Source organism: Bacillus sp. J33, from assembly GCF_000518885.1.
Classification (GTDB): domain Bacteria; phylum Bacillota; class Bacilli; order Bacillales; family Cytobacillaceae; genus Cytobacillus.
Map to the genome: position 1 here is coordinate 1 of NZ_JAEL01000093.1, position 24,225 is coordinate 24,225.

Annotated in this window: 17 protein-coding genes and 2 pseudogenes; 18 read left to right on the forward strand and 1 reads right to left on the reverse strand. The window is 38.0% G+C overall.

The window, feature by feature from the left end; all coding sequences use genetic code 11:
* Nucleotides 1-317: 317 nt before the first annotated feature.
* From L634_RS31545 to L634_RS0122300, 4 genes and pseudogenes are all read left to right on the forward strand, one after another.
* Nucleotides 318-944 (forward strand): annotated as a pseudogene (locus tag L634_RS31545) (spore germination protein); the annotation flags it as partial.
* Complete coding sequence (locus L634_RS0122290) at nucleotides 941-2,023, forward strand: GerAB/ArcD/ProY family transporter (protein WP_026584358.1); 1,083 nt, start codon at nucleotides 941-943, stop codon at nucleotides 2,021-2,023. The pseudogene L634_RS31545 and the gene L634_RS0122290, both read left to right, overlap by 4 nt.
* A 14-nt stretch (nucleotides 2,024-2,037) precedes the next feature.
* A complete protein-coding gene (locus L634_RS0122295) occupies nucleotides 2,038-3,168 on the forward strand; it encodes a Ger(x)C family spore germination protein (protein WP_026584359.1) in 1,131 nt (376 codons plus the stop codon).
* 327 nt (nucleotides 3,169-3,495) lie between these two features.
* Complete coding sequence (locus tag L634_RS0122300; protein WP_026584360.1) at nucleotides 3,496-3,696, forward strand: hypothetical protein; 201 nt, start codon at nucleotides 3,496-3,498, stop codon at nucleotides 3,694-3,696.
* Nucleotides 3,697-3,948: 252 nt separating this feature from the next.
* Here L634_RS0122300 and L634_RS0122305 read toward each other — a convergent pair whose 3' ends face one another.
* The gene (locus L634_RS0122305) at nucleotides 3,949-5,415 is read right to left on the reverse strand and encodes a sodium/proline symporter (protein ID WP_034263068.1); all 1,467 of its coding nucleotides are present in this window, start codon (nucleotides 5,413-5,415) and stop codon (nucleotides 3,949-3,951) included.
* A gap of 127 nt (nucleotides 5,416-5,542) precedes the next feature.
* Between L634_RS0122305 and L634_RS0122310 the strand changes: the two genes are divergently transcribed.
* The 14 genes and pseudogenes from L634_RS0122310 to ltrA form a co-directional block, all read left to right on the forward strand.
* A complete protein-coding gene (locus L634_RS0122310) occupies nucleotides 5,543-6,253 on the forward strand; it encodes an L-2-amino-thiazoline-4-carboxylic acid hydrolase (RefSeq protein ID WP_026584362.1) in 711 nt (236 codons plus the stop codon).
* Nucleotides 6,246-7,463, forward strand: a complete 1,218-nt coding sequence (locus L634_RS0122315; protein ID WP_026584363.1) for a Zn-dependent hydrolase — start codon at nucleotides 6,246-6,248, stop codon at nucleotides 7,461-7,463. Before L634_RS0122310 ends, L634_RS0122315 begins: the two co-directional genes overlap by 8 nt.
* A 1,576-nt stretch (nucleotides 7,464-9,039) precedes the next feature.
* A complete protein-coding gene (locus tag L634_RS0122325) occupies nucleotides 9,040-10,560 on the forward strand; it encodes a class I adenylate-forming enzyme family protein (protein ID WP_026584364.1) in 1,521 nt (506 codons plus the stop codon).
* Between the two features lie 71 nt (nucleotides 10,561-10,631).
* Nucleotides 10,632-11,381 (forward strand): helix-turn-helix transcriptional regulator, encoded by a 750-nt coding sequence (locus L634_RS0122330; RefSeq protein WP_026584365.1) that lies wholly within the window; start codon nucleotides 10,632-10,634, stop codon nucleotides 11,379-11,381.
* 150 nt (nucleotides 11,382-11,531) lie between these two features.
* On the forward strand, nucleotides 11,532-12,644 hold the full coding sequence (locus L634_RS0122335; RefSeq protein ID WP_026584366.1) for an XdhC family protein: 1,113 nt from the start codon (nucleotides 11,532-11,534) through the stop codon (nucleotides 12,642-12,644).
* Nucleotides 12,645-13,259, forward strand: coding sequence for a nucleotidyltransferase family protein (locus L634_RS0122340; protein ID WP_026584367.1), 615 nt, complete (start codon nucleotides 12,645-12,647; stop codon nucleotides 13,257-13,259). It abuts the gene before it with no gap.
* Nucleotides 13,243-15,654 (forward strand): xanthine dehydrogenase family protein molybdopterin-binding subunit, encoded by a 2,412-nt coding sequence (locus L634_RS0122345; RefSeq protein WP_232233819.1) that lies wholly within the window; start codon nucleotides 13,243-13,245, stop codon nucleotides 15,652-15,654. The genes L634_RS0122340 and L634_RS0122345 overlap by 17 nt, the downstream gene beginning before the upstream one ends.
* 17 nt (nucleotides 15,655-15,671) lie before the next feature.
* Complete coding sequence (locus L634_RS0122350) at nucleotides 15,672-16,127, forward strand: SRPBCC family protein (RefSeq protein WP_026584369.1); 456 nt, start codon at nucleotides 15,672-15,674, stop codon at nucleotides 16,125-16,127.
* 17 nt (nucleotides 16,128-16,144) lie between these two features.
* Complete coding sequence (locus tag L634_RS0122355; RefSeq protein ID WP_026584370.1) at nucleotides 16,145-17,020, forward strand: FAD binding domain-containing protein; 876 nt, start codon at nucleotides 16,145-16,147, stop codon at nucleotides 17,018-17,020.
* A 1-nt stretch (nucleotide 17,021) separates the two neighbouring features.
* The gene (locus L634_RS0122360; RefSeq protein WP_034263071.1) at nucleotides 17,022-17,528 is read left to right on the forward strand and encodes a (2Fe-2S)-binding protein; all 507 of its coding nucleotides are present in this window, start codon (nucleotides 17,022-17,024) and stop codon (nucleotides 17,526-17,528) included.
* Entirely contained in the window at nucleotides 17,528-19,084 is a 1,557-nt protein-coding gene (locus L634_RS0122365; RefSeq protein ID WP_026584372.1) for a class I adenylate-forming enzyme family protein, read from the forward strand. The genes L634_RS0122360 and L634_RS0122365 overlap by 1 nt, the downstream gene beginning before the upstream one ends.
* Nucleotides 19,084-19,887 carry an enoyl-CoA hydratase/isomerase family protein gene (locus L634_RS0122370; protein WP_026584373.1) on the forward strand — a complete coding sequence of 268 codons (804 nt, stop codon included), beginning with the start codon at nucleotides 19,084-19,086 and terminating at the stop codon, nucleotides 19,885-19,887. The genes L634_RS0122365 and L634_RS0122370 overlap by 1 nt, the downstream gene beginning before the upstream one ends.
* Nucleotides 19,888-19,940: 53 nt before the next feature.
* A complete protein-coding gene (locus tag L634_RS31550) occupies nucleotides 19,941-21,197 on the forward strand; it encodes a benzoate/H(+) symporter BenE family transporter (RefSeq protein WP_034263073.1) in 1,257 nt (418 codons plus the stop codon).
* A 1,830-nt stretch (nucleotides 21,198-23,027) separates the two neighbouring features.
* A pseudogene (gene ltrA, locus L634_RS31555) lies at nucleotides 23,028-23,699 on the forward strand (group II intron reverse transcriptase/maturase); the annotation flags it as partial.
* Nucleotides 23,700-24,225 lie beyond the last annotated feature (526 nt).

A 24,225-nucleotide genomic window follows, 5' to 3' on the forward strand; every position in this document is an offset into this window, starting at 1 on the left:
AGAGTGCTAACCGCAGTTGAGATTTTTGCCTTCGTGCCGTGTGCTTAACTTTTTATATCAAAATGAAAGGAGAAATTTATTCATTCTCAGCTTTAAAAAGTATCTCAATCTCCAAATTACCTGTCAAGGAAATCACTTGACAGCCAATTTGGAGATTGAGGAGGAGTCAGTAAGCTGAGAAGGAGATTCCTTAGCCTTGAAAAAGACTGAACCCCAACTAATAAGCAAAGAAGCCGAAAAACGCTTCTCTTCTTAGAGTTACCCATAAACTGAAACCAAAATCAATTTGTGTAGGGAGCATTGACAGTTTCGTTCATATCAGTACATTTATCCGATTTACTCGAATTTTTGCTATGATAGTATCTTTATTTTTAACTGCATTCTATGTAGCTACAATGACCTATCATTTTGAACTGATACCTTCTAAATTGTTGATTATAATAGGACAATCGCGCTCACAAGTTCCTTTTCCACCTTTATTAGAAGCTCTTTTACTTGAATTATTAATTGAATTACTTAGAGAAGCTGGTGCACGACTCCCTTCTAAAGTAGGTCAAACAATGGGGATTGTTGGAGGAATTGTTGTAGGCCAAGCTACAGTTGAGGCAGGTTTAACAAGTAATATTTTAATTATTATAGTTGCCTTCAGTGCACTAGGGGCTTTTCTGGCTCCTATTTATGAAATGGGTACTGCGATTCGAATAGCAAGATTTCCATGTATTATTTTGGCTGGTTTATGGGGTTTGAATGGGATTATGATTAGTGTTTGTATACTAATGGTTCATTTGTTAAAGCTTACGTCTTTAAATAAGCCCTATCTTGCGCCATTATATCCGTTCAGAAAGGAGGATTTAAAATACTTTCTATTTCGGCTCCCCCACCATTTTTATACCAAACGCCCTGTAGTCAATCGCACAAAAGATACAATTCGAGGTGGAAAATGAAGTCAAATGCCATTGTCAATGCCTTTATGGCCTTTTTTATTATACACACATCTCAATTTGGTATGGGTATCCTTGGAGCTCCAAGGATCGTGTACTTAGAATCTAAGAAAGATGCTTGGATTTCGGTTTTACTGTCTGGTTTAGCAATTAGCTTTATAACTTGGATAATGATATCCATACTTAAACAGAATGAAAATCGTACGCTATTTGAAATACATGAAAATTTATTTGGACGTATTATTGGCAGCATCATTAATGTCGTAATTGTCGTTTACTTTATCGCAGTTCATTATTCAATCACCATAAGTTATGTTGAACTATCACTTACTTGGGGTTATGAAGGTCTATATGAATGGGTCGGTGTCCTGTCATTAGTTTTGATAACAATTTATGGTGTGTCTGGCGGATTCAGAGTTGTTGCTGGTATTTGTTTTTTATCTTTTATTATTGTCATATGGATGTTATTCGTATTGTATCAACCTCTTCAAAGTTTAAATCTCGATAGAATATTACCCATTTTATCGACTAGTCCGACTGAAATTATGAATGGAGTCTACAAAAGTAGCTATACAATGTTGGGCTTCGAGGCGTTACTTTTTCTTTTTCCATTTTTCAAGGAGAAAAATAAAGTTCACTTATACAGTCAACTGGCAATATGGTTTACAACATTTCTTGTTTTAATCATTACCATTTTCTCTATATTGTTTTTTAGCTCAAAAGAATTAGAGGTAAATATCTGGCCATTTGTCAGCATTATCAGTACTATTCGTTTTCCGTTTATTGAGCGCTTTGAATTTTTAGTAGTTTCAATATGGATAATCGTAATTTTTCCTAACTTGTGTATATCGTTATTTTTATCTTCCAATGGTGTTAAACAGATTTTTCGCATAAAGCAGAATTATGGAATATGGATAATTTCAATTATCATTTTTATCTGCAGTTTTTTTATCACCAAAAGAGTTGATAATGATTATTTTATAGATAAAGTTGCTCAAATTGGATTTTTTTTATGGTTTGTATACCCTGTAGTTTTATATGGCATCATTACCATTAAATCAAAAATCGTTGGTCGTTCATAAGGGGAGTTGAAATAATGAAATTAAGATTCTTTATTTTGGTTTGTACCCTTATCTGTACTTCATGTGTCCCTCCAAGCAAAATAATCGAGATGCAGGGTATTTCAACTATTCTTGGTTTTGACTTACTTGAGGATGAGACTTACAAAGGCACAATAAGTCTTTTGCAATTTGACGGTTCACAGGGAAAGACAAGTACTACCATTTCTGCTGAGGGTTCTACCAGTAAAGAAATTCGACAAAGGCTGGAGCAGCAAACAAGCCATGACATTTCCTCTGGACAATTAAGAACCATCTTATTTGATAAAAAAATGGCCGAGGAAGGGATATTTTCATTTCTTGATACAATGCTAAGAGACATCAGCATAAATCCCCTCATATTCTTAGCGATCACAGACAAATCGGAGGAAACGATAAATAGTAAAGAATATGAAGAGTTTCCGGAAATGGGATCCTATATGTATCAGTTACTGGACAAACATGAGAAAAAAGAAATGTTAATAAACTCTAACTTGCATGACTTTATTTCCGCATTATATGAGAGTGGCATTGATCCTACGCTGCCTATTATAAAAAATATTAAAGGTGAAGCACCTTTTATAGAAGCAGTAGCATTATTCAGGGATGATAAAATGGTTGGTTCTATTTCTTTAATTAAAACCTTCTACATAAAATTATTCACTAACAAAAATGCTTTCTTAGGGGATTTAACCTTAACGATACCTTCTGATAAATTAGAGAAAACTGGAGTACTTATCTCTGAGAATGCAGAAAATGAAAAGTATAAAATTACCTTACACCCTATCAATTATCGCGGGAAAATTGACGTAGTTAATAATGAAATAGTAAACTTAAACGCGTCTATTTCAGTTTCAATATTAGAAACTCAGCCATCCACTTCCATAATTGATAAAGAATCAACAAGAAAATTAGAGCGCTTGATTGGTGAAGAACTTAATAATGAATTCGAGAAAATTCTTGAGGAATTTAAAATCTTAGAAACAGATCCCATAGGAATTGGAAGAAAAATAAAAAGTTTAAGGAAATATTCTCATTTAAGCAATGGAGAATTAAGTGAGAAGTATTCTGCAGTAAAGATAAAGCCAAATATTACTGTAGAAATTAAGCGGCCTGGAGCAGTTAATTAGGAAAAAAATTCGTTCCGACCCCAAACCGACCCCAAACTTGGAATTCAAAGGTTTATGACTAATCAAATTGAATAAAATAAAAAACGCAAAACCCTTGATATAAAAGGGTTTCGCGCTTTTCTTTTGTAGCGTCCCAGGCGAGATTCGAACTCACGACCTACAGCTTAGGAGGCGGCCTTACTTAAAAGGAATAACTTTGGATGGACTATGGCAAACCCTTGTTAAATCAACATCTTTGAACTATGAACCAGATTGAGTTGGTTAGAATTTGGGGATTCATGATGAGTTTCGACCCCAACGACCCCAAATTAACTATGGTGAAAAAATATGAAAAATAATTACTTATTAATTTGGGTATTGCCAACTATTTTAACCTTAGTATCTGTGCCGGAGGAGAAAATACAATTAAAGAGATTGCCCCTTCAATTTTATACTATTTTTGAAAAAGGAGAAAAAGAAAGATATAAAGTCACTACAATGGTTCCCCCTTTAAAAAAAGAGAATCATGCAATATACTTTTGGAAGTAAAAAGATCACTTCCGACAAATATAGACATTTCCGATTCAGGATCAATTTCAGTAAATGTCTAAAAGTCCTCCGACTTTTAACGTAAACAGATGAATGGAGATGATGCGGGTATCTTAGCAGAAGTTTATTTTGGTTAGATAAAAAATAAAAATACTTATTGCCCAGTAGAAAACTGGCCAATAAGTATTTTTGTGTTGTTCAACAAAATTTGACAAAAAAACATATGACTCGAGGTGTACTAGATAAGAATTCTTAATTAGCAACTATCTTATTTTCCGTCTTTTTATCTGGGAATGCTAGACTTACCACTATTCCAACAAGTAAACATACGAAGAAAGTTCCTGCTCTAGCAGATACGATTGCTTCTACTGGAGAGAGCGTCCAAATAATTGCTCCAAAGAAACCAGCAATGATGGTAGCGATGACTCCGACCCCAGATGTTCTCTTCCAGAAGAAGGTTAATAGGACAACGACGGAAAAGGTATTGCCAATTCCAGCCCAAGCAAAGCCAACAACGCCTCCAACAAAAGAATCAGATAATAAGGAAATAATAACCCCTAATATACCACCAACAATAACCGTAATTCGTGAAATGTTCACAACTGTACGTTCATTTAATTTCATTCCTAATGATTTATGAATAATATCCTCACTGACTGATGTTGTGACAACTAATAACTGTGAGGATGCAGTAGACATAATGGCTGAAAGAATAGCAGCAAAAATGATACCTGCAATCCAAGGTGGTAATAAATCGGAAACCATATAAGGTAAAATCATTTCTGAATCTGTAATGGTATCTTGTTTATAAATAACCGAACCAAAAATACCTACTAAAAACGCACCAATGTAAACAACAATCGTCCAAATATAAGCAACCCATTTAGCAGTCTTTAGCTCTTTATCACTATTGATAGCCATAAAACGGGAACTTAATTGGGGTTGTCCACCAAGAAATCCGAAGAACCAGGAAAAGTTAGTTAATAACATAGCGCCAAGTGCTAGACCAGATATTCCTCCTAGCCACTGATCCGCTCCATTTCCCATTGAAGCTAGAGATTGTGTGATAGATAGGTCATTGTTCTGAATTTCTATAAATGCTGCTATAGGGACAATAACAAAGGCTAAAACCATAAGAGCACTTTGTACGGCATCTGTCCAAACAACAGACATAAACCCTCCCATACATGCATACGCAATAACAATGGAAGCAACTACTATTGTTCCAAAGGTAATATCAATTCCTGAAATGGAGTAAAGAGTCTTTCCTGTCCCAGAAAATTGACCAGCAATATAAAATAGGGAAAAGGCTCCCATAATCAGTGCAGATAATATCCGTATAAGAACCCCATGTTTTGGGAATTTTGCTGCAAAATAATCTGGTAAAGTATAAACGCCGTATTTTTTTCTTTCGTTCATAAACTTCTTAGATAAAACCACCCAAGAGAAAATAACCCCAAGAAACATTCCGGATAATAGCCATATTCCGGATAAACCTGCTAAATAAATAAAACCAACTGCACCTAAGAACATGTAGGCAGATTCAGCGGTTGCTCGTTCTGAAAAAGCTAACACCCATCCAGGCAGTTTATCTCCACCTAGAAAGTATTCTGAGGAAATTAATTTTTTTCTACTGAAATAGATGCCGATTCCCAACACTATTAGCAGGTATATGGCAATCTCAGCATAAATAATGATACTATCTGTTGAAAGATTCATGATTTTCTCCTTTCAATTCAATAATTCATACTAAACCTATAAGATTTACAAAGTTTATCTAGGATTATATACTATATCTAGTTCTTAAAATATGTCAATATAATAGTTATAAGGAGTGTTTTAATAGATGAGTAACACAAAAATTACTATCCCACCATTATCCATGTACGCTATTACTGCTAAGTTATTTACGCATGTGGAAAGATCAGTATTATTAGAGTTTGGGGAAGAAGGAAAAACTTTATTACAAAAAGGCGTGGCAAATTTCGGATATAAAGATGCAGAAGAAATTGCTATTCAAGCAACGGTTGATGGAGAAAATCATACATTATTTAACTACATTCCAAAGGATTATCAGGATGGAAAAAATTATCAAGATATTACTATTTATGCCTTAATGGCAAAATTATTTGCACAAGTAAGTAAAGTCGTTGTCGATCGATTTGGTGAAATAGGAAAAGATGCGGTACGTGAAGGTGTTCGAACATTTGGAGAAGAACGTGGCCGTGGAATCGCCCAAAGAGCACGGTCAAATGGGGAAGAAAATACAAGAGAAAACTATCTAACGAATTATGATATGGGTCGAAGTGAGTTATTTACTTATACCACTGAGTACAAAAAGGACCTAATCGAACAAAACTTTACAGGATGCCCATTTGGTCAGCAGTGGGCAGATGATGATATGCATGAATATGGAATCCTTTATTGCCAAATTATTGATCCTGCTGTTGCTAAAGGGTATAACCCGAAATTTGAAGTCGAGCACGATAAATATATTCTAAAGGAAGGAAACTGCCATTTCCAATTTAAATTGGCAGATGAAAAGGCAAATGATTAAGATTAAACGACTGATTGCAAACTTGGAGGAACTGTCTAAAATTGGTCGTGTTGAGAATGGTGGAATCAATCGGTTTTCATATACAAACGAAGAAAAAAGAGCTAATCATTTAATCGAGAAATATATGGAAGAAGCTGGTTTGCAAGTTCGGTATGATGCCATTGGTAATTTAATAGGGAGCAAGGAGGGTTCAGAAGACTTGCCCGCTATTCTTATGGGATCCCATATTGATACCGTTCCAAATGGCGGAAATTATGACGGAGTATTAGGTGTTCTATCCGCAATAGAAGTAATGCATACAATAAAAGAAAAAGGCATTAAGTTAAAGCATCCTGTGAAAGTTCTCTCCTTTAAGGATGAAGAAGGGAGCCGGTTTGGGTTTGGCATGATTGGAAGTCGTGCAGTAGCTGGTACTTTAAAGGAAGAGGATTTACAAAGAACGGATGAATCCAATATTTCTATTGTACAGGCAATGGCGGATTACGGATTAGGAAAAGAATCATTAGAAATGGCCATTTTAGAGGAAGTGAAGGCCTATCTTGAAGTTCATATCGAACAAGGAAGGGTACTTGAATCAAAAAATGTAGGGGTAGGAAATGTTACTGGTATAGCAGGTCCTCTTTGGCTCAAATTTCATTTAACAGGTATCGCAGAGCATGCTGGGGCAACACCAATGAATCTTCGTCATGATGCCTTAACCGCCGCTAGTATGATCATTATTGAAACGGAATCCCTTGCAAAGCAATTACCACCTGCCGTAGCTACAGTTGGAAAAATAGCGGTTAAACCGAATGGGGTGAATGTCATTCCAGGTGAGGTGGAGTGGACGATTGACATCCGGAGCACCGACGAAAGCCAACGAAATGAACTTGAACAAAAGATTATACGCTTTGCAGAAAAATTGGCTGACGAAAGAAGTTTGAAACTTACTGTAACTGAACTCCAGCGTGTAGAACCTGTTCAATGTGATCAGGAAGTTCAAAACGCCATAAAAGAAAGCATTGAGGAAATAGGGGAAGAAGTCATCTCCTTACCAAGTGGAGCTGGCCATGATGCCATGCAATTTAAGAACCGTTTTCCTGTGGGGATGATTTTTGTCAAATCTGTAAATGGCATCAGTCATAATCCAAAGGAATTCTCATTAGAAGAGGATATCGAAAAAGGTGCAAATGTTTTATATCGTACTTTAATTAAAATAGATAAAAATTAAGAGAGCATATAGCTTTGTTTAATAGTCAATATAGGAATATATAAATTCTACAGTAGAAACTTCAGCCAATCATAGGGATTATCAGGTCCCTTTATAGTAAAAATCACGGTGATATGTAAATTAATATTTGCATTTTAATACGAATACCAGATGTAATAAGCGAGAAAAAGTTCACCAGCATCCCATGTGATTCCACATACACTCTATACATGTGTGGAAACAGTTAAGATATTAGATTGACCCTAAAAGTTGAAGATTAGATTCTTAGGTCTTAATATATAACATCCCATTAGCATTAAAAGATATCATAGAAATTATCGGTGACTAGGGAAATATAAAACATACACTGTTCCACCTTGACAGGTGGGGGGCGGGGATTCAAGTCTCTCACAGGTCATAAGGAAAAACACCTATATTTGTAGGTGTTTTTTCGTTTGCGGTCACAAGAAAACGAGCTGCAACATAAACTTTCATCCAGTTTGTGTTCATTTAAATGACAACTCCCTAGTTTTTTTTCTTACCAAAAATCAAAAAAAAGCTAAGAGAAAACTGTCAAACAGTTTCACCGGGGCTTTTATCTTTCCGTGGCACAGCATAGCTGTGAGATTTCTCTCGGGCCAGTCCAACTTAAGTTGCGGAACAGATCCATTATGAATTCCGACGTTTACTAAGAAAGTTGGTTGACGAAGCGAAGGAATTGGGTGTATCCAAACTGTGGCTTGGGGATTCAAAATCAGGAAGACCAGTATATAAGAAGATCAGTTTTAAAGAGACTGATGAATGGTTAGAATTAAACTATTATTATCTTGTGAAAAAATAGACTTTAAAAAATAGCCTGTATCTACGATTATTTGGTAATCGTAGATACAGGCTTTATATTGCACTTTTGATTGTCTAAATATATATTTAACTACTAGGAAGTAGCAATCCTTGTTATGCAACTCAAGCAACCGTTCGTCATCAAACCGCTCATTATTCCACATGTTTTTAGAGTAAGCGTCAAATAGTCCCATCTTTTTAGTAGGTGGGGACTATTTGACGCTTACGATTCTAAAGGGAAAATAATCGGTGTGCATGGTGTTGGAAAAGGAGCTGATGATTGGATGCAAACCATTATCTTTGCTATCACTCAAAAGCATAAGATTGGAGATCTCTCACAAATAATCTACCCGTTAGCTGATTCTACTCCTAATAGTTGTCGCACGTACCTTTTAATAATCCTAAATATCCGAACAGAATACGGTGTATCAAAAAATATAATTAAGTCAGCTTTTTATAACTTTTGCCTACCCAGTGATGATTATGAGCACCCTCGATAATCCATCTTTTCGTACTAACTATTTGATCTAAATATTTATCTCTATCTTCATTAGTTCTTCTTATAGAATGTTCAATCTGCAAATAGAGTCACTAAATCTATTAATTGAAATAAGTTGTGGAAGAATTGTTTAGACAATATTTGCTTCTTTTATATTTGATAAGATCGTGTATATTTTTCTATATCGCTTTGTCAGAAGGGTTTCCCCACATTTTAGCGAATTTTTAAGTGGTTAAGGACTTTAAAGGAGGAATCTCTTTGGATCTTCGAACAGTATTTGAATATTCTATTGAAAGACATCCTCAGAAGGTTGCAATTATAGACGGGGATAGCAGGTATACATACCAGCAGCTGGGTTTAGAGGTCAACAGTGTAGCCTCTTCCTTACACAGACTGGGTGTAAATAAAAACGATCGAATAGCTGTGCTTTTGAAAAACCGTTTTGAAACAGTGGTATTATTCTGGGCCATTCAAAAACTAGGTGCTATATTTGCAGGAATAAATGTCAGACAATCCCAAGAAATTGTTCATTATTGTTTAAGTGATTTAGAGTCGAAATTTGTTGTCTACGATGCTTCGACTGAGTATTTAATTAACAAAAAAAGATTCATGGAACGGCCAGTTTTTATAAATATAGATGGAAATGGCGGAGATATTAATTATGAGGAACTGAAAAAACAAGAATCTTACGACTTTAATCCCAATCAAATCAATGAAAATGATTTAGCCGTCATCTTATATACCTCTGGGACAACAGGTAATCCAAAGGGTGTTCCACGTTCACATCAAAATGAATATGCAGCTGCTTTTGCCCATATCTTCCAATGTCATTATGAGTGGCATGATTCCACATTAGGGGTAATACCCCTGTATCACACAATGGGATTGCGGTCCCTGCTGAGTATGGTGCTGTTAAACGGTACCTTCATCATTCTTCGGGATTTCGACTCTTATGAGGCTATTCAATTAATAGAACAAGAAAATATAAATTGTCTATATCTGCTCCCTAATATGTATCATGATATGGCAACATTGCCTGAAGCGAATAAATCGAATTTTAGTGAATTACGTACTATTGTGTATGCAGGAGCTCCTATGACAAGCAAATTAATTGGATTATGTACGGAAGTTTTCCGTCCCAAGTATTTTGTTAACCACTATGGCAGTACAGAAATTTACACCTATTCCTTTTGTGATCATATCTCGGAAAAGCCTGGATGTGTTGGGAAGCCAGGCATCCATCAAAATATAAGGATTATAGAACCTGATATCAGCCGTTCTAAGACACCTGTTGACACCGTTCAGGATGGAGAAATAGGTGAAATTATTGTTCATATCGGCTCCCCTGAATCATTTAAAGGGTATTGGAATAAACCGGATCATACGAAAAGAAGTGTGATTCAAAATTGGTTTTATACAGGGGATCTAGGATACAAAGATGCAGATGGAGATATGTTTGTGGTAGGACGCCTAGATGAAATGATTCTTCACGCTGGAGATAATATTTATCCTATAGAGGTCGAATCTGTACTATTAGAACATCAGAAAGTTCAGGAAGCAGTTGTGGTTGGGGAAGATGATGAACGCTGGGGACAAGTGGTGGTTGCATATATCGTTCCAAGTGATCCATCTTTGACCGTTAATGAATTGGATTTATTCTGCAAAAGACACCCTAAATTATCAAACTATAAACGACCGAGAAAATATATCTTTCAAGCATCCTTTCCAAAAACGGCTGTAGGAAAAATAATGCGCAAAAAAATTAAATCGAATTATTAAAGATAGAGGGGACTTTCAAATTTTTATCATAAAAGCAATATTTTAAAAATGAAATAGGAAGGAGGCTTGAAATGCCCAATATGCTAATTGTAGATGATGAATACGAAAGCCGTTATTTCCTTCGTGAGTTTATCGCTTCCAGTGAATATCATTATTTTTCTGTACATGAAGCAGAAACGTATGAAAAAGGACTGTTATTGCTTAAACAGCTAAAGCCTTCCATCCTCATAGTTGAAATCTCCTTGCCGGGCAACAATGGTTTCGAACTGGGAAAAGAAGCAAAGCGGTGGGATCCGGAAATTTCCGTAATAATCTATACTCAGCTAAAAATATTTGAATATGTCCAAAATGCTATTAATCTAGGGTTTTCAGCATTTTTGCTAAAACCTGTGTCAAGAAGTGAAATCAAACAGGCTTTTGAGCGAATAATTCTCCATAGTCTATCGACGGAGACAAACCGTTTTACTGGAAAGCGGGAAGATACCGCAAATGTCGATCTTGCCCATCCAATTGAATCATCTATTCAATATATTCAAAGTCATTTTAAAAACCCTATTACACTAAATCAGGTTGCGGATTCAGTCTATTTAAGCCCTTCCCATTTTAGCCGTTTATTCAAGGAAGAAATGGGTGTAACCTTTATCGAGTATTTAACTGCATATAGAATAGAGCAATCGAAGTCATTGCTCAAAATGACCTCTTTACCTATTGAGGTAATCGCCCATCAAATAGGCTTTACTAGTTCTGGGTATTTTGCAACGACCTTTAAAAAAAGCGAACGCTGTACACCATCTGAATATAGAAGTCTTTTTATAAATTAAAAAAAGGATAATTAATATAAGGATAAGTCCCATTTCGGGATTTATCCTTTTTTAATAATATTTTAAAAGTTCATTTGCAAATATATTAAAACCTTAAAATTATGAATGTTCTTATAATTCAATTAACACATTCGAAGGGGCGGAGGAGCTTTGATTATAAGTGAACTTAAGAGATGCATTCGAAATAATGAAAAAGCCATCCTAGCAACTATCATTGATAAAAAGGGTTCTTCCTATCGCCAAGTTGGGGCAAAAAGCCTCATTTTATCAGATGGAACCTCCTATGGTGTACTTAGCGGTGGGTGCATTGAGCAAGACTTGCTTGAACATGCAAGGGATGTATTTGAGACAGGTGAACCAAAACAGATTATTTATGACCTAAGGAATGATGATAATGTGCCATGGGGGTTAGGTGTTGGGTGTAATGGCGTCATAACAGTTTTGCTTTCGCTTATAGATCCTGTAAATAATAGAGAATCAGCTGTAAAGCAATTCAAAGTGTTAAAACAGCAATCTCTAAGTAAGGAACCATATCCAGTCTGTACAGTCATTAAATCAAGTAATCATAATGCGCTTCTTCCAGGAACTATTCTAGAAAATATTGAGTTGCCCTTATTTAAGATTATGTCAAGCGGAATTCTAGAGAATTATTCAATTGATGTGGATGGAAAAAAGGAAACCGTAACCTTATTTTTGGAAACGGTTACACCTACGCCTCATATCATCATTTTCGGAGCAGGACCAGATGCATCATCGTTAATAGATCAATTAAAGTTTTTACATTGGAGAGTAACAATAGTGGATCATCGTCCAGGATATTTAAATAAGGATAACTTTCCTTACGCAGATGAATTGAACTTAGTGCCGCAGGGAGAGTTTCCGGAAGATTTAAATGCGAGTGAAAATTCTTATGCAATCATCATGACTCACCATTATGAACAAGACCTTGTTTATTTGAAGGGATTGCTCCAGCAGAATCTTAGCTATATAGGCCTATTAGGTCCGAAGAGAAGGTTCAATAATCTTAAAAAGGATCTTCAAGAACAAGGGTTCATGATACCTGCAAAAGCTGCTGAAAAAATATATTCACCTATAGGTCTTGATGTAGGCTCTGAGACACCTGAGGAAATAGCACTGAGTATCGCAGCAGAAATTATGGCCCACAAAAATAAAACGAGCAGCCAATCGCTTAAATGGAAAAAGGATTCAATTCATACTCCAAATCCCGCTTCATATGAAAGATTAAAAGAATTGGTTCAATAGATGAAGATGGAAATCTGGAACATTATCTTAGCGGCTGGTCATTCTACCAGGATGAAAGGAACTCATAAGTTACTTAAAAAGTTTGAAGATGAAACAATCCTAAGATATACCGTCAAAAAAATATCGGCTAACATGGCCAGTAAAACGATGGTTGTATTGAATAGGGATTTTCCTAAATTGGAAAGTGAAATCCGTGATTTGCCAGTATCTATTGTATGGAATCCTTGTCCGAAACTTGGAATTAGCAGTTCCCTTGCTGCAGCAATTGAAAGCTTGTCTCCTGCGTGTGAAGCTTTGTTGATAACACTAGCTGATCAGCCCGAAATGAAAGTAGAAGTAATGAACGAAGTAATTACAGAGTATCTCATATCAAAAAATCCCTTAATTATAACTTCATATAGAGGAAAAATCAGGCACCCCATTTTATTTGGCCAATTGTATTTCAATGAACTTTTGAACCTAAAGGGAGATCAAGGAGCAAAATTACTTATTAGTGCTAATAAAGAAAAGGCGCACATTTATTATGAGGATGAAGAAGCTCCGGAGGACATCGATACTATTGAAGATTATAGGAGACTATTAAAAAGGAGGAATGAAATTGACCTATGTAGGTAAGCCTGTGAAACGAATAGAGGATGCCAGGTTAGTGTCCGGAGAAGGAACATTTATTGATGATCTTTCGCCATTGCCAAATATCCACTATGCTGCGATTCTTAGAAGCCCCCATGCACATGCCCGTATTAAAGCGATTTTTTCAGAAGAAGCGGCAAAAACACCAGGTGTAATCGGAGTAGTTGTTGGAGAACATGTAAAAGCTTTAACCAATCCTTTTCCAGTCGGCGTAAAGGCACCAATAAAATACTACCCCATTGCAGTAGATAAGGTCCGGTTTGTGGGAGAAGCTGTTGCAGTTGTTGTGGCTAAAGATCGTTATATTGCAGAAGATGCTCTCGCAAAGATAAAAGTCGATTACGAACCGCTGAATCCTGTGGTCCAAATTGAAGATGCTCTTTCGTCTGAGTCAGCCGTTCTTCATGAAGAAGCAGGTACGAATATAGTTAATCATCGTGTATTCCAATACGGCAATGTCGAGGATTCATTTAAAAGTGCCGATTATATAATAAGTAAAAAGTTCACTTTTCCAAAGGTTAGTGCAACTCCTGTGGAAAATTACGGAGTAATCGCGAATTATACAAAAAGTGAAGGTGCGTATACCATTTGGTCAAACTTTCATGGACCTTTCACACTTCATTCCGTCATGACTGCTGCACTAAAGGTGCCGAGCAACAGACTGAGGATTATTACGCCAAAGGATATTGGCGGAAGCTACGGGATCAAATCAGGTGTATTTCCATACATGGTCTTAATGGGAGTAGTGTCAAGAATATTGGGTGTACCCGTTAAATGGACGGAAGACAGACAAGAACACCTCATGGCGAGTTCCAGTGGTACAGATCGTGTAACGTGGATTGATGCAGCGGTAAAAAAAGATGGAACCATTCTTGGTTTGAAAATGAAATATGCGGATAGTGTTGGCGGATATATACGTGCACCCGAACCTGCTTGTTTATATAGAACACACTCAAATTCAACTGGAGCCTATCGAATTCAAAACGTAAAAATGGAAGCGATTGCAGTCGTTACGAATAAAAGTCCAACGGGGCTCATAAGAGGCTATGGCGGTCCCCAGCACTATTTTCCGCTGGAAAGAATGATGCAAATCATTTCAGCTGAATTGGATCTGGATGTGATTGAAGTCATAAAGAAAAATTTAATTACGAAAGAAGAATTTCCCTATCATACAGCTTCAGGCGGGATATACGATAGCGGGGATTATCATAAGGCATTGCACCTTGCGCTTGAATCGATTGATTACGATAGCTTTAAAGAGAAACAAAAAGCAGCCTGGAAACAAGGGAAATATCTGGGGTTAGGGTTTGCTTGCATCGTTGAGCCATCCGGTTCGAATATGGGTTATGTGACCATTGCTTTGACGCCGGAAGAGAGAGCAAAATCATTGCCGAAATCAGGCTGTTCTGAAGGTGCAACGGTATCGATAGATCCAATGGGTGGAATCACAGTCCGGATCAGTACGGTACCAACTGGGCAAGGCCATGAAACAGTTACTTCCCAAATCGTTGCGGATGTTCTAGGTGTTGATCCTGCTTCTATCCGGGTCATTGCTGAATTGGATACATTAACAAGCCCATGGTCAGTAGCATCAGGTAGTTACTCCAGCAGGTTTGCCCCAATCGGGTCAAGTGCCGTTTATCAAGCAGCGCAAAAAGTAAGATTGAAACTGTTAGAAATCGCCAAAAGCCAATTAGATACAACAGTGGACGAATTGGTCATGGCAGAAGGGAAGGTATTTGCAGAAAAAAATCCTTCTAAGAGTATCTCCATCAAGAGATTAGTAGGTTTGGCACATTGGAATCCGCAAGGCCTTCCCGCTGGTATTGAACCAGGTATCCATGAATCTGCATTTTATACATTATCTGCAGCGGAGTCCCCAAATGAATTGGATCTTGTTAATGGATCCGTCACCTATGGATTTGTTTTTGACGCTGTTCAAGTGGAAGTGGACATTGATACCGGTGAAGTGAAGATTCTTGACTATACCACGATTCATGACGCTGGGAAACTATTAAATCCAAATATTGTGGAAGGTCAAATAATGGGTGGTTTAGCTCATGGACTAGGAGCCGCACTTTATGAAGAACTTGCCTATGACGAAAGGGGGCAGTTTCTGACTGGAAGTTTTATGGACTACTTATGTCCTACGGCTACTGAAATCCCAAATGTGACCATAAAGCATATTGAAACACCTTCCCCCCTAACCCCTCTTGGAGCTAAAGGGTTAGGAGAAGGAAATACAATGAGTGCTCCGGTTGTCATCGCAAATGCGGTTACAGATGCGTTAAAACCATTTAATATATCAATTGATCAACTTCCTTTATCTCCAGATCGGATTTGGTCAAAAATTCATAATAAGAAAACGATACAAATCTAACTTAAGGAGGAATTGTCATGAATGGTGAAGGAAATATTCAGCTTAACGGAAATCTAGATAAAGTATTCTCGAGTTTATTAGATCCGGAAGTATTAAAAAACTGCATTATGGGATGCAAAGAACTATATAAACAAGAAACCAATGTGTATGTGGCGGACTTATCTGTTGGGGTCGCTGCAGTTAAAGGGAAATATGATGCAACCATTCGTCTTACTGACCTGGAGCCTCCTCATTCCTATAAGTTAATTGTTCATGGTGAAGGGGCACCAGGGTTTGTAGATGCCGAAGCAGCCATTCATTTGGTTTCGGTTGACGATGAAAATACAGAGCTTAGGTACACTTATGAGGCTGCTGTAGGTGGAAAAGTCGCTTCAATTGGCCAGCGTATGTTAGGTGGAGTAGCAAAACTGATTATTAAAGACTTTTTTAAAAAGATTAAAAGAGAGTTAGATAAAGTAAATATTGCTGACTAAGAAAGGGGGAAGCATATATGAAACCAGCAGCATTTACTTACAGCAGTCCTTCAACTATAGAGGAAGCAGTAAAACTATTAGAAGAATATGGAGATACAGGGAAAATCATTGCTGGCGGGCAAAGTTTTATTCCCATCTTAAATATGAGGATGTCCGAACCGGAGTGTCTCATTGACATTAACCAAATCAATGAGTTAAACGGAGTCAGGGTAGAAGACGGGGTTCTGAAAATTGGTGCTCTTACAAAGCAAAGGGAACTTGAACAGTCAGATGCCGTTAAAATCCATGTTCCTATACTCTCGGAAGCCACTCCATATATTGGTCATGTCCAAACGAGAAATAGAGGAACTGTTGGAGGAAGTGTTGCCCATGCAGATCCAAGCGCAGAGCTGCCCCTTTGCTTTTTAGCACTGGATTCTGAAATCGTTATCCAAAGTATAGATGGGACTAGGAAAATAAGTATAAATGACTTTTTTATTACCTATTTAACAACAGAGGTGATGCCGGAGGAAATATTAACTGAAATTCATGTTCCCTTATCTGAACATAATGGGTATGCCTTTGAGGAATTTAGCAGGAGACATGGTGACTTTGCCTTAGCAGCTGTTGCTTGCATTCTATCAGTTGATGAAATTGGAAAAGTAGATAAAGTGAGACTTGTCTTAGGAGGAGTGGAGGCAATTCCTCTATTAGCAGAAGAAGCTATGGAATATTTGGCTGGAAAAAGTCTAACAGAGGATACACTTGAAAGAGCCGTTGAACTGGCTGTGATGGATGCTGATCCTGATGGGGATTTACATGCATCAAAAGAATATAGAGTCCATATAGCTAAAGTTCTAACAAGGAAAGCATTGGTAAAAGCATATAACCGAGCTTTAGGAAAGGAGGTTTAATATGTCTAATATCTCAATTGAACAGAAAATGAACGTTTCATTATCCATTAATGGAAAGGAGGTGGAAGCAGAATCTGCTCCTAGAAAACTATTAAGTGACTTTATAAGAGAAGATCTGGGTCTTACAGGTACACATGTTGGCTGTGAACATGGTGTTTGCGGTTCCTGCACGGTGCTTTATAACGGTAAGGCCGTAAGAAGCTGTTTAATGTTTGCAGTTCAGGCGAATGGTTCAGATATTCAAACAATCGAGGGTTTGGAAAAGAATGGAGAACAGCATGTTTTGCAGCAGTCATTTACAGAGTGCCATGGACTTCAATGCGGCTTTTGTACACCGGGAATTTTAATGTCCTCATTAGAAATGCTGAATAGTGGAGAAGAACCCACAATACAAGAGATTAAAGAGATGTTATCTGGCCATCTTTGCCGCTGTACTGGATACACAGGAATTATTGCGGCTATTGAAAGAGCATGTGAGACAAATAAATGTAAAGAAGGTGACAATTAGTGGATCTTGGAACGCTGTTTGATTTCGCAGTGAATCGATTTCCTGATAAAACAGCCATTGTTCAGGATGATAGACGGTTATCCTATAAGGAATTTCAATTGGAAATTAACAAACTTGCATATTCATTGCAGAAGCTGGGAATCGAAAAAGGAGATCGTGTTGTCATTATACTGAAGAATCGCTTAGAGATGGTCGCTATTTATTGGGCTGTTCAAAAAATCGGTGCCATTTTTACACCAATAAATTTTCGGCTGTCAACAGAAGAAGTGGCATTTTGTGTAAATAATGCTGATGCCAAAGCGGTTATTTTTGAACCAAGCAGCCAGGATGCTGCATTAGACGGCACATATGTGAACAAGCCTCTTTTTATAAGCGTTTTAGGCGCGGAAGGTGCAGATATAACCTATGAAGAGCTTTTAAATCATAGCCAAGAGACGTTTCATCACCCCGATATCGACTTGGATGATATTTGTTTAATGTTATACACTTCAGGAACGACAGGGAAACCAAAGGGTGTTCCCAGAAGCCACAAGAATGAATACAGCGCCGCAATCGCGCACATTATTCAAAACCAATATGTACTGCATGAAAACACTCTCGGTGTCATGCCGCTCTATCACACGATGGGGATGCGCTCGCTTTTATCAATGGCATTTATCAATGGGAAAATGGTCATGATTCCTGATAATAATACATTGAAAATGTTAAAAGTAATGGAAGATGAAAAGATTAGCTGCGTTTATTTAGTTCCTACCATTATTCATGATCTGTTAAATCATAAAGATTTTAATAGGTATAATTTACGGAATGTTCGGAAAATAGGATACGCCGGAGCATCCATGACAACGGAGTTAACAGAAGACTGCTTTAGGAAATTAAAGCCTGATGTTTTCGTAAATCACTATGGCAGTACAGAGGTTTATACTTTCAGCATTTGCAACTATTTAGATAAAAAGCCAGGCTGTGCGGGCAAAGCAGGTTTCCATCAGCAATTAAGATTAGTTACACCTGACGCAGAAGGTAGTTCGACACCTGCTGATATTGTCCCACACGGTACTCCAGGTGAAATTATTGTAAATATTGACTCTTTAGAAGCGTTTAAGGGCTATTGGAAACGACCTGATGCAAATGTCAAATCGATCAGAAGCGGGTGGTATTTCACGGGAGATATGGGTGTTCTGGATGAAGATGGAGATCTTTATGTGGTTGGCCGTGTGGATGACATGATTATTTCAGGTGGAGAAAACATACACCCGCTTGAGGTAGAAGATGTATTATCCTCACATCCGGAAGTATTAGAGGCTGCTGTTGTGGGCTTACCTGATGAAAGGTTTGGTGAAAAGGTTGTTGCTTTTATAGTGAGCAGAAGTCCAACTATTTCTTCTGCAGAGCTGGATAACTATTGCAGGGAATCTGGCAGCCTGGCAAACTTTAAGCGGCCTAGAGATTACTGTTTTATAAAAGAGATACCTAAAAGCCCTGTCGGGAAAATATTAAGAAGAAAATTAAAAGAAAATTATTCATCTATAACACAAAAAGAGGAGAGTGTAGGTTAATGACAACACTTAATAACAACGATACTTATCAATGGGATCATATTTTAGTAGACAAGGACATTGAAGCAAAGACGGCCACTATTACATTAGATAGGCCAGAAAAAATGAATACGCTCAGTTTTATTGCACGCTCACATCTTAATCAAATTTTCACTGAATTAAATAATGATGAGGATGTAAGGGTGATTGTGATAAAGGGAGCGGGTGAAAAAGCCTTCAGTTCGGGCGGGAATATTGCAGAATTCATGGAGCAGCATCCATCTGTACTTTCAGAATTGCATATAAATGTTGCTGCGCCGGAGCGTTCTCCTAAACCAGTTATTGCCCAATTGCAGGGGTATACATTTGGGGTAGGTCTTGAAATCGCAATGGCATGTGATTTTCGTGTGGCATCAGAAAGCACGCAGCTGGCATTACCGGAAATCAATCTTGGTATGATTCCTGGCAGCGGCGGGTCACAGCGGATTGCGAAAATTGCTGGAGTCGGCCGTGCAAAGGATATGATTATGAGAGGAAGACGGATACCAGCACATGAAGCACATCAATGGGGCTTGTTAACGACTGTGACAAGTCAGGTAAATTTAGAAGTAGAGGTAAATAAACTGGTTAAAGATCTTGTAAGACTTTCACCAATGACATTAAAAGTGTTAAAAAAGGTCATTAATAGTTCCCAGGATGCACCTTTAAGTGTAGGGATGGAGATTGAAGGATTTGCATATGGAATGCTGCGATCTACTGAAGATTTTAATGAAGGTGTACAGTCGTTTGGAAATAAGGTGAAACCCAGTTTTAAAGGGATATAATCCCTTTTATACCAGATAAATAGGAATGTTGAATAGGGAAATGGAGGGTATATATGAAATACTCAATGGGTGAAAGTTTGAGAATGCTGCCCAGGTATTTAAATATTAACACCTTTAGTGCTGGAACACTTGCGGCGATTTTTGGATGTACGGGACCAGCTTTAATTATCATTGGCGGTGCTGCTGATGGCGGATTATCAATTGAGCAGACTGTTTCATGGCTGTTTGCAGTGTATTTTTTTGGAAGCTTGATTGGAGTTTATTTAGCATTAAAGTATCGTCAGCCCATTGCGGGAGCCTGGTCCATTCCAGGGGCTGTTTTAGTTGCAGGTGCCTTGCAGCATTACTCCCTAAGTGAAATATCAGGGGCCTATTTAGTTTCCGGTATAATCGTATTTATTCTGGGAATTTCGGGGCTCATAGGGAAAATCATGAAATGGATTCCAGTACCGATTGTCATGGCGATGATCGTAGGGGCAATGATTAAATTTGGCACTGGAATGATTACGTCTCTTGATGGGACTCCACTAATTGTGGGGACGGCCATTTTGGTTTATTTATTTTCTTCACGCTATATAAAAAAAGTACCTCCTATTTTAATGTCCTTTATCGCTGGCGGTATTTTGGCAGCGATAATTGGAGAATTTCAATCCTCCAGTATGGAAGCAGGGTTTACCCTGCCGCAAGTATTGCTGCCGACATTCAGTTTTGAATCAATCATATCAGTTTCTATACCCTTGACCCTATTGGTGATTGGGGCGGAGAATGCCCAGGCCATAGGCGTCTTAATGGCAGAGGGATATAAACCGCCAATCAATTCAATGACCATCTGGAGCGGAATTGGCGGAATTGTTACATCCCTATTCGGCGGACATAATGCCAATATTGCAGGACCTATGACGGCGATTTGTTCATCAAAAGAATCAGGAGAAAATAAGGAAGGGCGCTATGCCTCTGTTATTGTAAATGCTGTGATATTTGGAGGTTTCGGCTTGATTGCAGGGCTAGCTGTCCCATTTGTGACTGCCTTACCAGGTACATTGATCTCAACTGTTGCAGGGTTAGCGATGATCGGAGTACTTGTAAGTTCCCTGCAAGCATCCTTTTCTGAAAGGAAATTTCAAGTTGGCGCGTTTTTCTCATTAAATATTGCGATGTCAGGAGTCTCTTTCTTTAGTATAAGTTCACCTTTCTGGGCACTTATTGGTGGAGTTATAGTTTCACTAATCATTGAAAAAAGAGATTTTGATACCTTTAAATCTGAAATTAAAGCGGATGAAGGAAAAGAGAAATTTGAGAGCGCGGTGTAATCCTCAATTACTTTTAAAGGCACATTTTCCCACACATGTAAAGGGAATGGAAAGAAAGATAAATAATTCGATTGGAGAAACCCGATTCCTTAATGAGGAGGAGCCGGGTTTTCTTTTTGTGGCTTAATTGTAAGCTGTGCAAATAGCATCGGAAAAAATGCAAATAGGATGGCTGATTTTGCAAGGTGAAATCCGTTGAGGAAGTAACCGATGAAGAATGGATGACTACTTCCAAACGAATAATATGAGTTATAAAAAAGGTGCTCGTTTCCTATTTAGGAAGAGTACATTTAACTTAAGATTAATTATTGCAAATTTCAATATATTTAACAAGAAGGTACTCTATTATATGGCCCTTTAGTGGAATAAGTAACTCTTACCAAGTCTGCATAAAAATTAGTGTCTATACAATATCTTTACGTTTTATAATTCATAATTCTTTATAAACATACTGCCAAAACATACATAAATTAAATCCCAGAAACATTAAAAGGAAATTTAATATATTTACCAAATTATTAGCAAACATTAATGGAGGAAATACATAGTTATTGCAAGTATAGGACAATTTTATGGTAAATTACCAAAAGCAATAGTAACTAAATGGTCATATCTTTATGGAATAAGGGCAAAGCCGCATAGGTATTTATTGTCGCTTTCTACTTGACAGTGAGCAGTTCGGTGTCACTCTTAGATTTTTTGTTTTTTATCCTACGAAAGAAAGCGTGTGTCCATATAGAAAAGTGAGGAAATAATATAAAATCACTAATAAAAATCGTTCCGACCCCAAACTTGAAACTCTAAGGTTAATGACTAAATAAAGTGAGTAAAATAAAAAGCGCGAAGCCCTTGATATTCATGGGATTCGCGCTTTTCCTAATGACGTCCCAGGCGAGATTCGAACTCACGACCTACAGCTTAGGAGGCGGTCTTACTTAAAAGGAACTACTTTGAAGAACTTGGATAAACCCTTGATAAATTGACATTTTTGAACTATGAACCAGATTGAGTTGGTTAGAATTTGGGGCTTCATGTTGAGTTTCGACCCCAAATCGACCCCATTCAACTCAAATTTAATGTTCCCATGTGAGGTGTGAAACAGTTAATCTTATTAGTATCAACTCGAATAAATTGCTCAAGTCCTCCAAGCCACTTTTCTTCAATTCCAGTTATTTCACTAACAATTCAACAAAAAATGCTTTAAACCTTTTTCAATCAGCATTTCTCTTAAGTTCAATAAGAAAAGCGATTCTTAATAAATTAAAGAATCGCTCCTCAATGTGCGCCCGGCATGGGTGCAGTCTATAGGGTGCAAGTCCCGAGCCATGAGGGCAGTAGTAGTGGTTAGCTTAACGCAAGGGTGTCTGTGGTGACGCGGAATCTGAAGGAAGCGAGCGGCAAACCTCCGGTCTGAGGAACACGAACTTCATATAAGGCTAGGTACCGTTGGATGAGTTTGCATTACAAAACAAAGTCCTTACTGCCGAAGGCGGTACAGAGTAAATGAAGCAGATAGATGGAGGGAAAGACTGTACTCTTACCCGGGGAGGTCTGGTTGGAACGCCAAGCACACTTGGTAACCTATCTAGCAATAGGTAGCTGAACAACCAGAAGTCAGCAGAGGTCATAGTACCTTACCTTCTCGAGATGGTAAGGGAAGGACTGAACAATTAGGAAGAACGAGAACTAGGCACAATTCCTGTGTAGAAGCAGACAATCCGAAAGGACTTACTTGAAGGAGGAAGTGGTGAATTCCACAGGGGACTTCATGAGGGTGGAGCAGGAATAACATAATTAGATTTCTACGTTCACGTCGAAAGGAAATATCACATGTTAATGGATCTGATTCTGTCACGGGAAAACTTAATAGAAGCACTTAAACGTGTGGATAAGAACAAAGGGAGTCACGGCATAGATGGAATGTCCGTAAAATCCCTACGAAGACATCTTTATGAGAACTGGGACACCCTTTGTGAATCTTTAAGGAAAGGTACCTATCAACCTAACCCAGTCCGTCGAGTCGAAATCCCGAAATCGAACGGTGGAGTAAGGTTACTAGGAATACCTACCGTGACAGACCGGTTCATCCAACAGGCCATCGCCCAAGTTCTAACCCCGCTTTTTGACCCAACCTTCTCAGAACATAGTTATGGATTTAGACCAAAAAGAAGAGCTCACGACGCTGTTCGTAAAGCAAGGGAATATATAAGTGAAGGTTATAGATGGGTGATTGACATGGACTTGGAGAAATTCTTTGACAAAGTGAATCATGATAAATTGATGGGGATAATGGCAAATAAAATCCAAGACCGATTGGTCTTGAAATTGATACGGAAATATCTCCAAGCAGGAATCATGATAAATGGTGTAGTCTATGATGCAGAAGAAGGAACACCACAAGGAGGTCCTCTGAGCCCTCTTCTTTCGAATATCCTTCTGGATAAGCTCGATAAAGAGCTAGAAAAGAGAGGTCACAAGTTTGTCCGCTACGCCGATGATTGTGTGCCACGAAAGCAACCAAGGTGTGCGTAAGCACACAAGGAAGCTATGCTGCACTCAAGATGAGAGTAGGCCTCTCGCAATCGCTATACAGGTAGAGATTGCAAACCACCTTAAGGTGCTGTAGTCAAAAGCTATGGTATTGAGCGTTAAGGAAAAGGCAAAGCAAGACTTTGTCAGGTACATATTAAGGAGACGAAAACCATTGAACCGCTGATGAAGTATCGAAAGCGTAGAGATGTCATCAAAACTGAGGGGGAGTCGTTAACTCAGGATAAGTTCGGAGGAAACCTGTTTACTGTCCGTTCGGTGACCGGTATAAAGGCGGCGTGAACTTAATATAGGCTCGAGTGTGGAACGTGGGAACCTACGACATGGATGTCAAGGGAGAAATTCAAGTGGAAGCCCCACAAGAATCAGAGTACCAATGCCATGTATAGGGGCGGAATAACTCGTAGTAGCTATGAAACTTCCTAACGGAAGTGGAGCAAAGGGGTTATGTTATTCAGTTTTATAAACAAGTCAACCA

What these genes read in the sequence shown, in the direction of transcription:
- L634_RS0122290 (WP_026584358.1), top strand. Translation starts at nt 941, where the DNA reads ATGAAGTCAAATGCCATTGTCAATGCCTTTATGGCCTTTTTTATTATA.
- L634_RS0122295 (WP_026584359.1), top strand. Translation starts at nt 2,038, where the DNA reads ATGAAATTAAGATTCTTTATTTTGGTTTGTACCCTTATCTGTACTTCA.
- L634_RS0122300 (WP_026584360.1), top strand. Translation starts at nt 3,496, where the DNA reads ATGAAAAATAATTACTTATTAATTTGGGTATTGCCAACTATTTTAACC.
- L634_RS0122305 (WP_034263068.1), bottom strand. Translation starts at nt 5,415, where the DNA reads ATGAATCTTTCAACAGATAGTATCATTATTTATGCTGAGATTGCCATA.
- L634_RS0122310 (WP_026584362.1), top strand. Translation starts at nt 5,543, where the DNA reads ATGAGTAACACAAAAATTACTATCCCACCATTATCCATGTACGCTATT.
- L634_RS0122315 (WP_026584363.1), top strand. Translation starts at nt 6,246, where the DNA reads ATGATTAAGATTAAACGACTGATTGCAAACTTGGAGGAACTGTCTAAA.
- L634_RS0122330 (WP_026584365.1), top strand. Translation starts at nt 10,632, where the DNA reads ATGCCCAATATGCTAATTGTAGATGATGAATACGAAAGCCGTTATTTC.
- L634_RS0122340 (WP_026584367.1), top strand. Translation starts at nt 12,645, where the DNA reads ATGAAGATGGAAATCTGGAACATTATCTTAGCGGCTGGTCATTCTACC.
- L634_RS0122350 (WP_026584369.1), top strand. Translation starts at nt 15,672, where the DNA reads ATGAATGGTGAAGGAAATATTCAGCTTAACGGAAATCTAGATAAAGTA.
- L634_RS0122355 (WP_026584370.1), top strand. Translation starts at nt 16,145, where the DNA reads ATGAAACCAGCAGCATTTACTTACAGCAGTCCTTCAACTATAGAGGAA.
- L634_RS0122360 (WP_034263071.1), top strand. Translation starts at nt 17,022, where the DNA reads ATGTCTAATATCTCAATTGAACAGAAAATGAACGTTTCATTATCCATT.
- L634_RS0122370 (WP_026584373.1), top strand. Translation starts at nt 19,084, where the DNA reads ATGACAACACTTAATAACAACGATACTTATCAATGGGATCATATTTTA.
- L634_RS31550 (WP_034263073.1), top strand. Translation starts at nt 19,941, where the DNA reads ATGAAATACTCAATGGGTGAAAGTTTGAGAATGCTGCCCAGGTATTTA.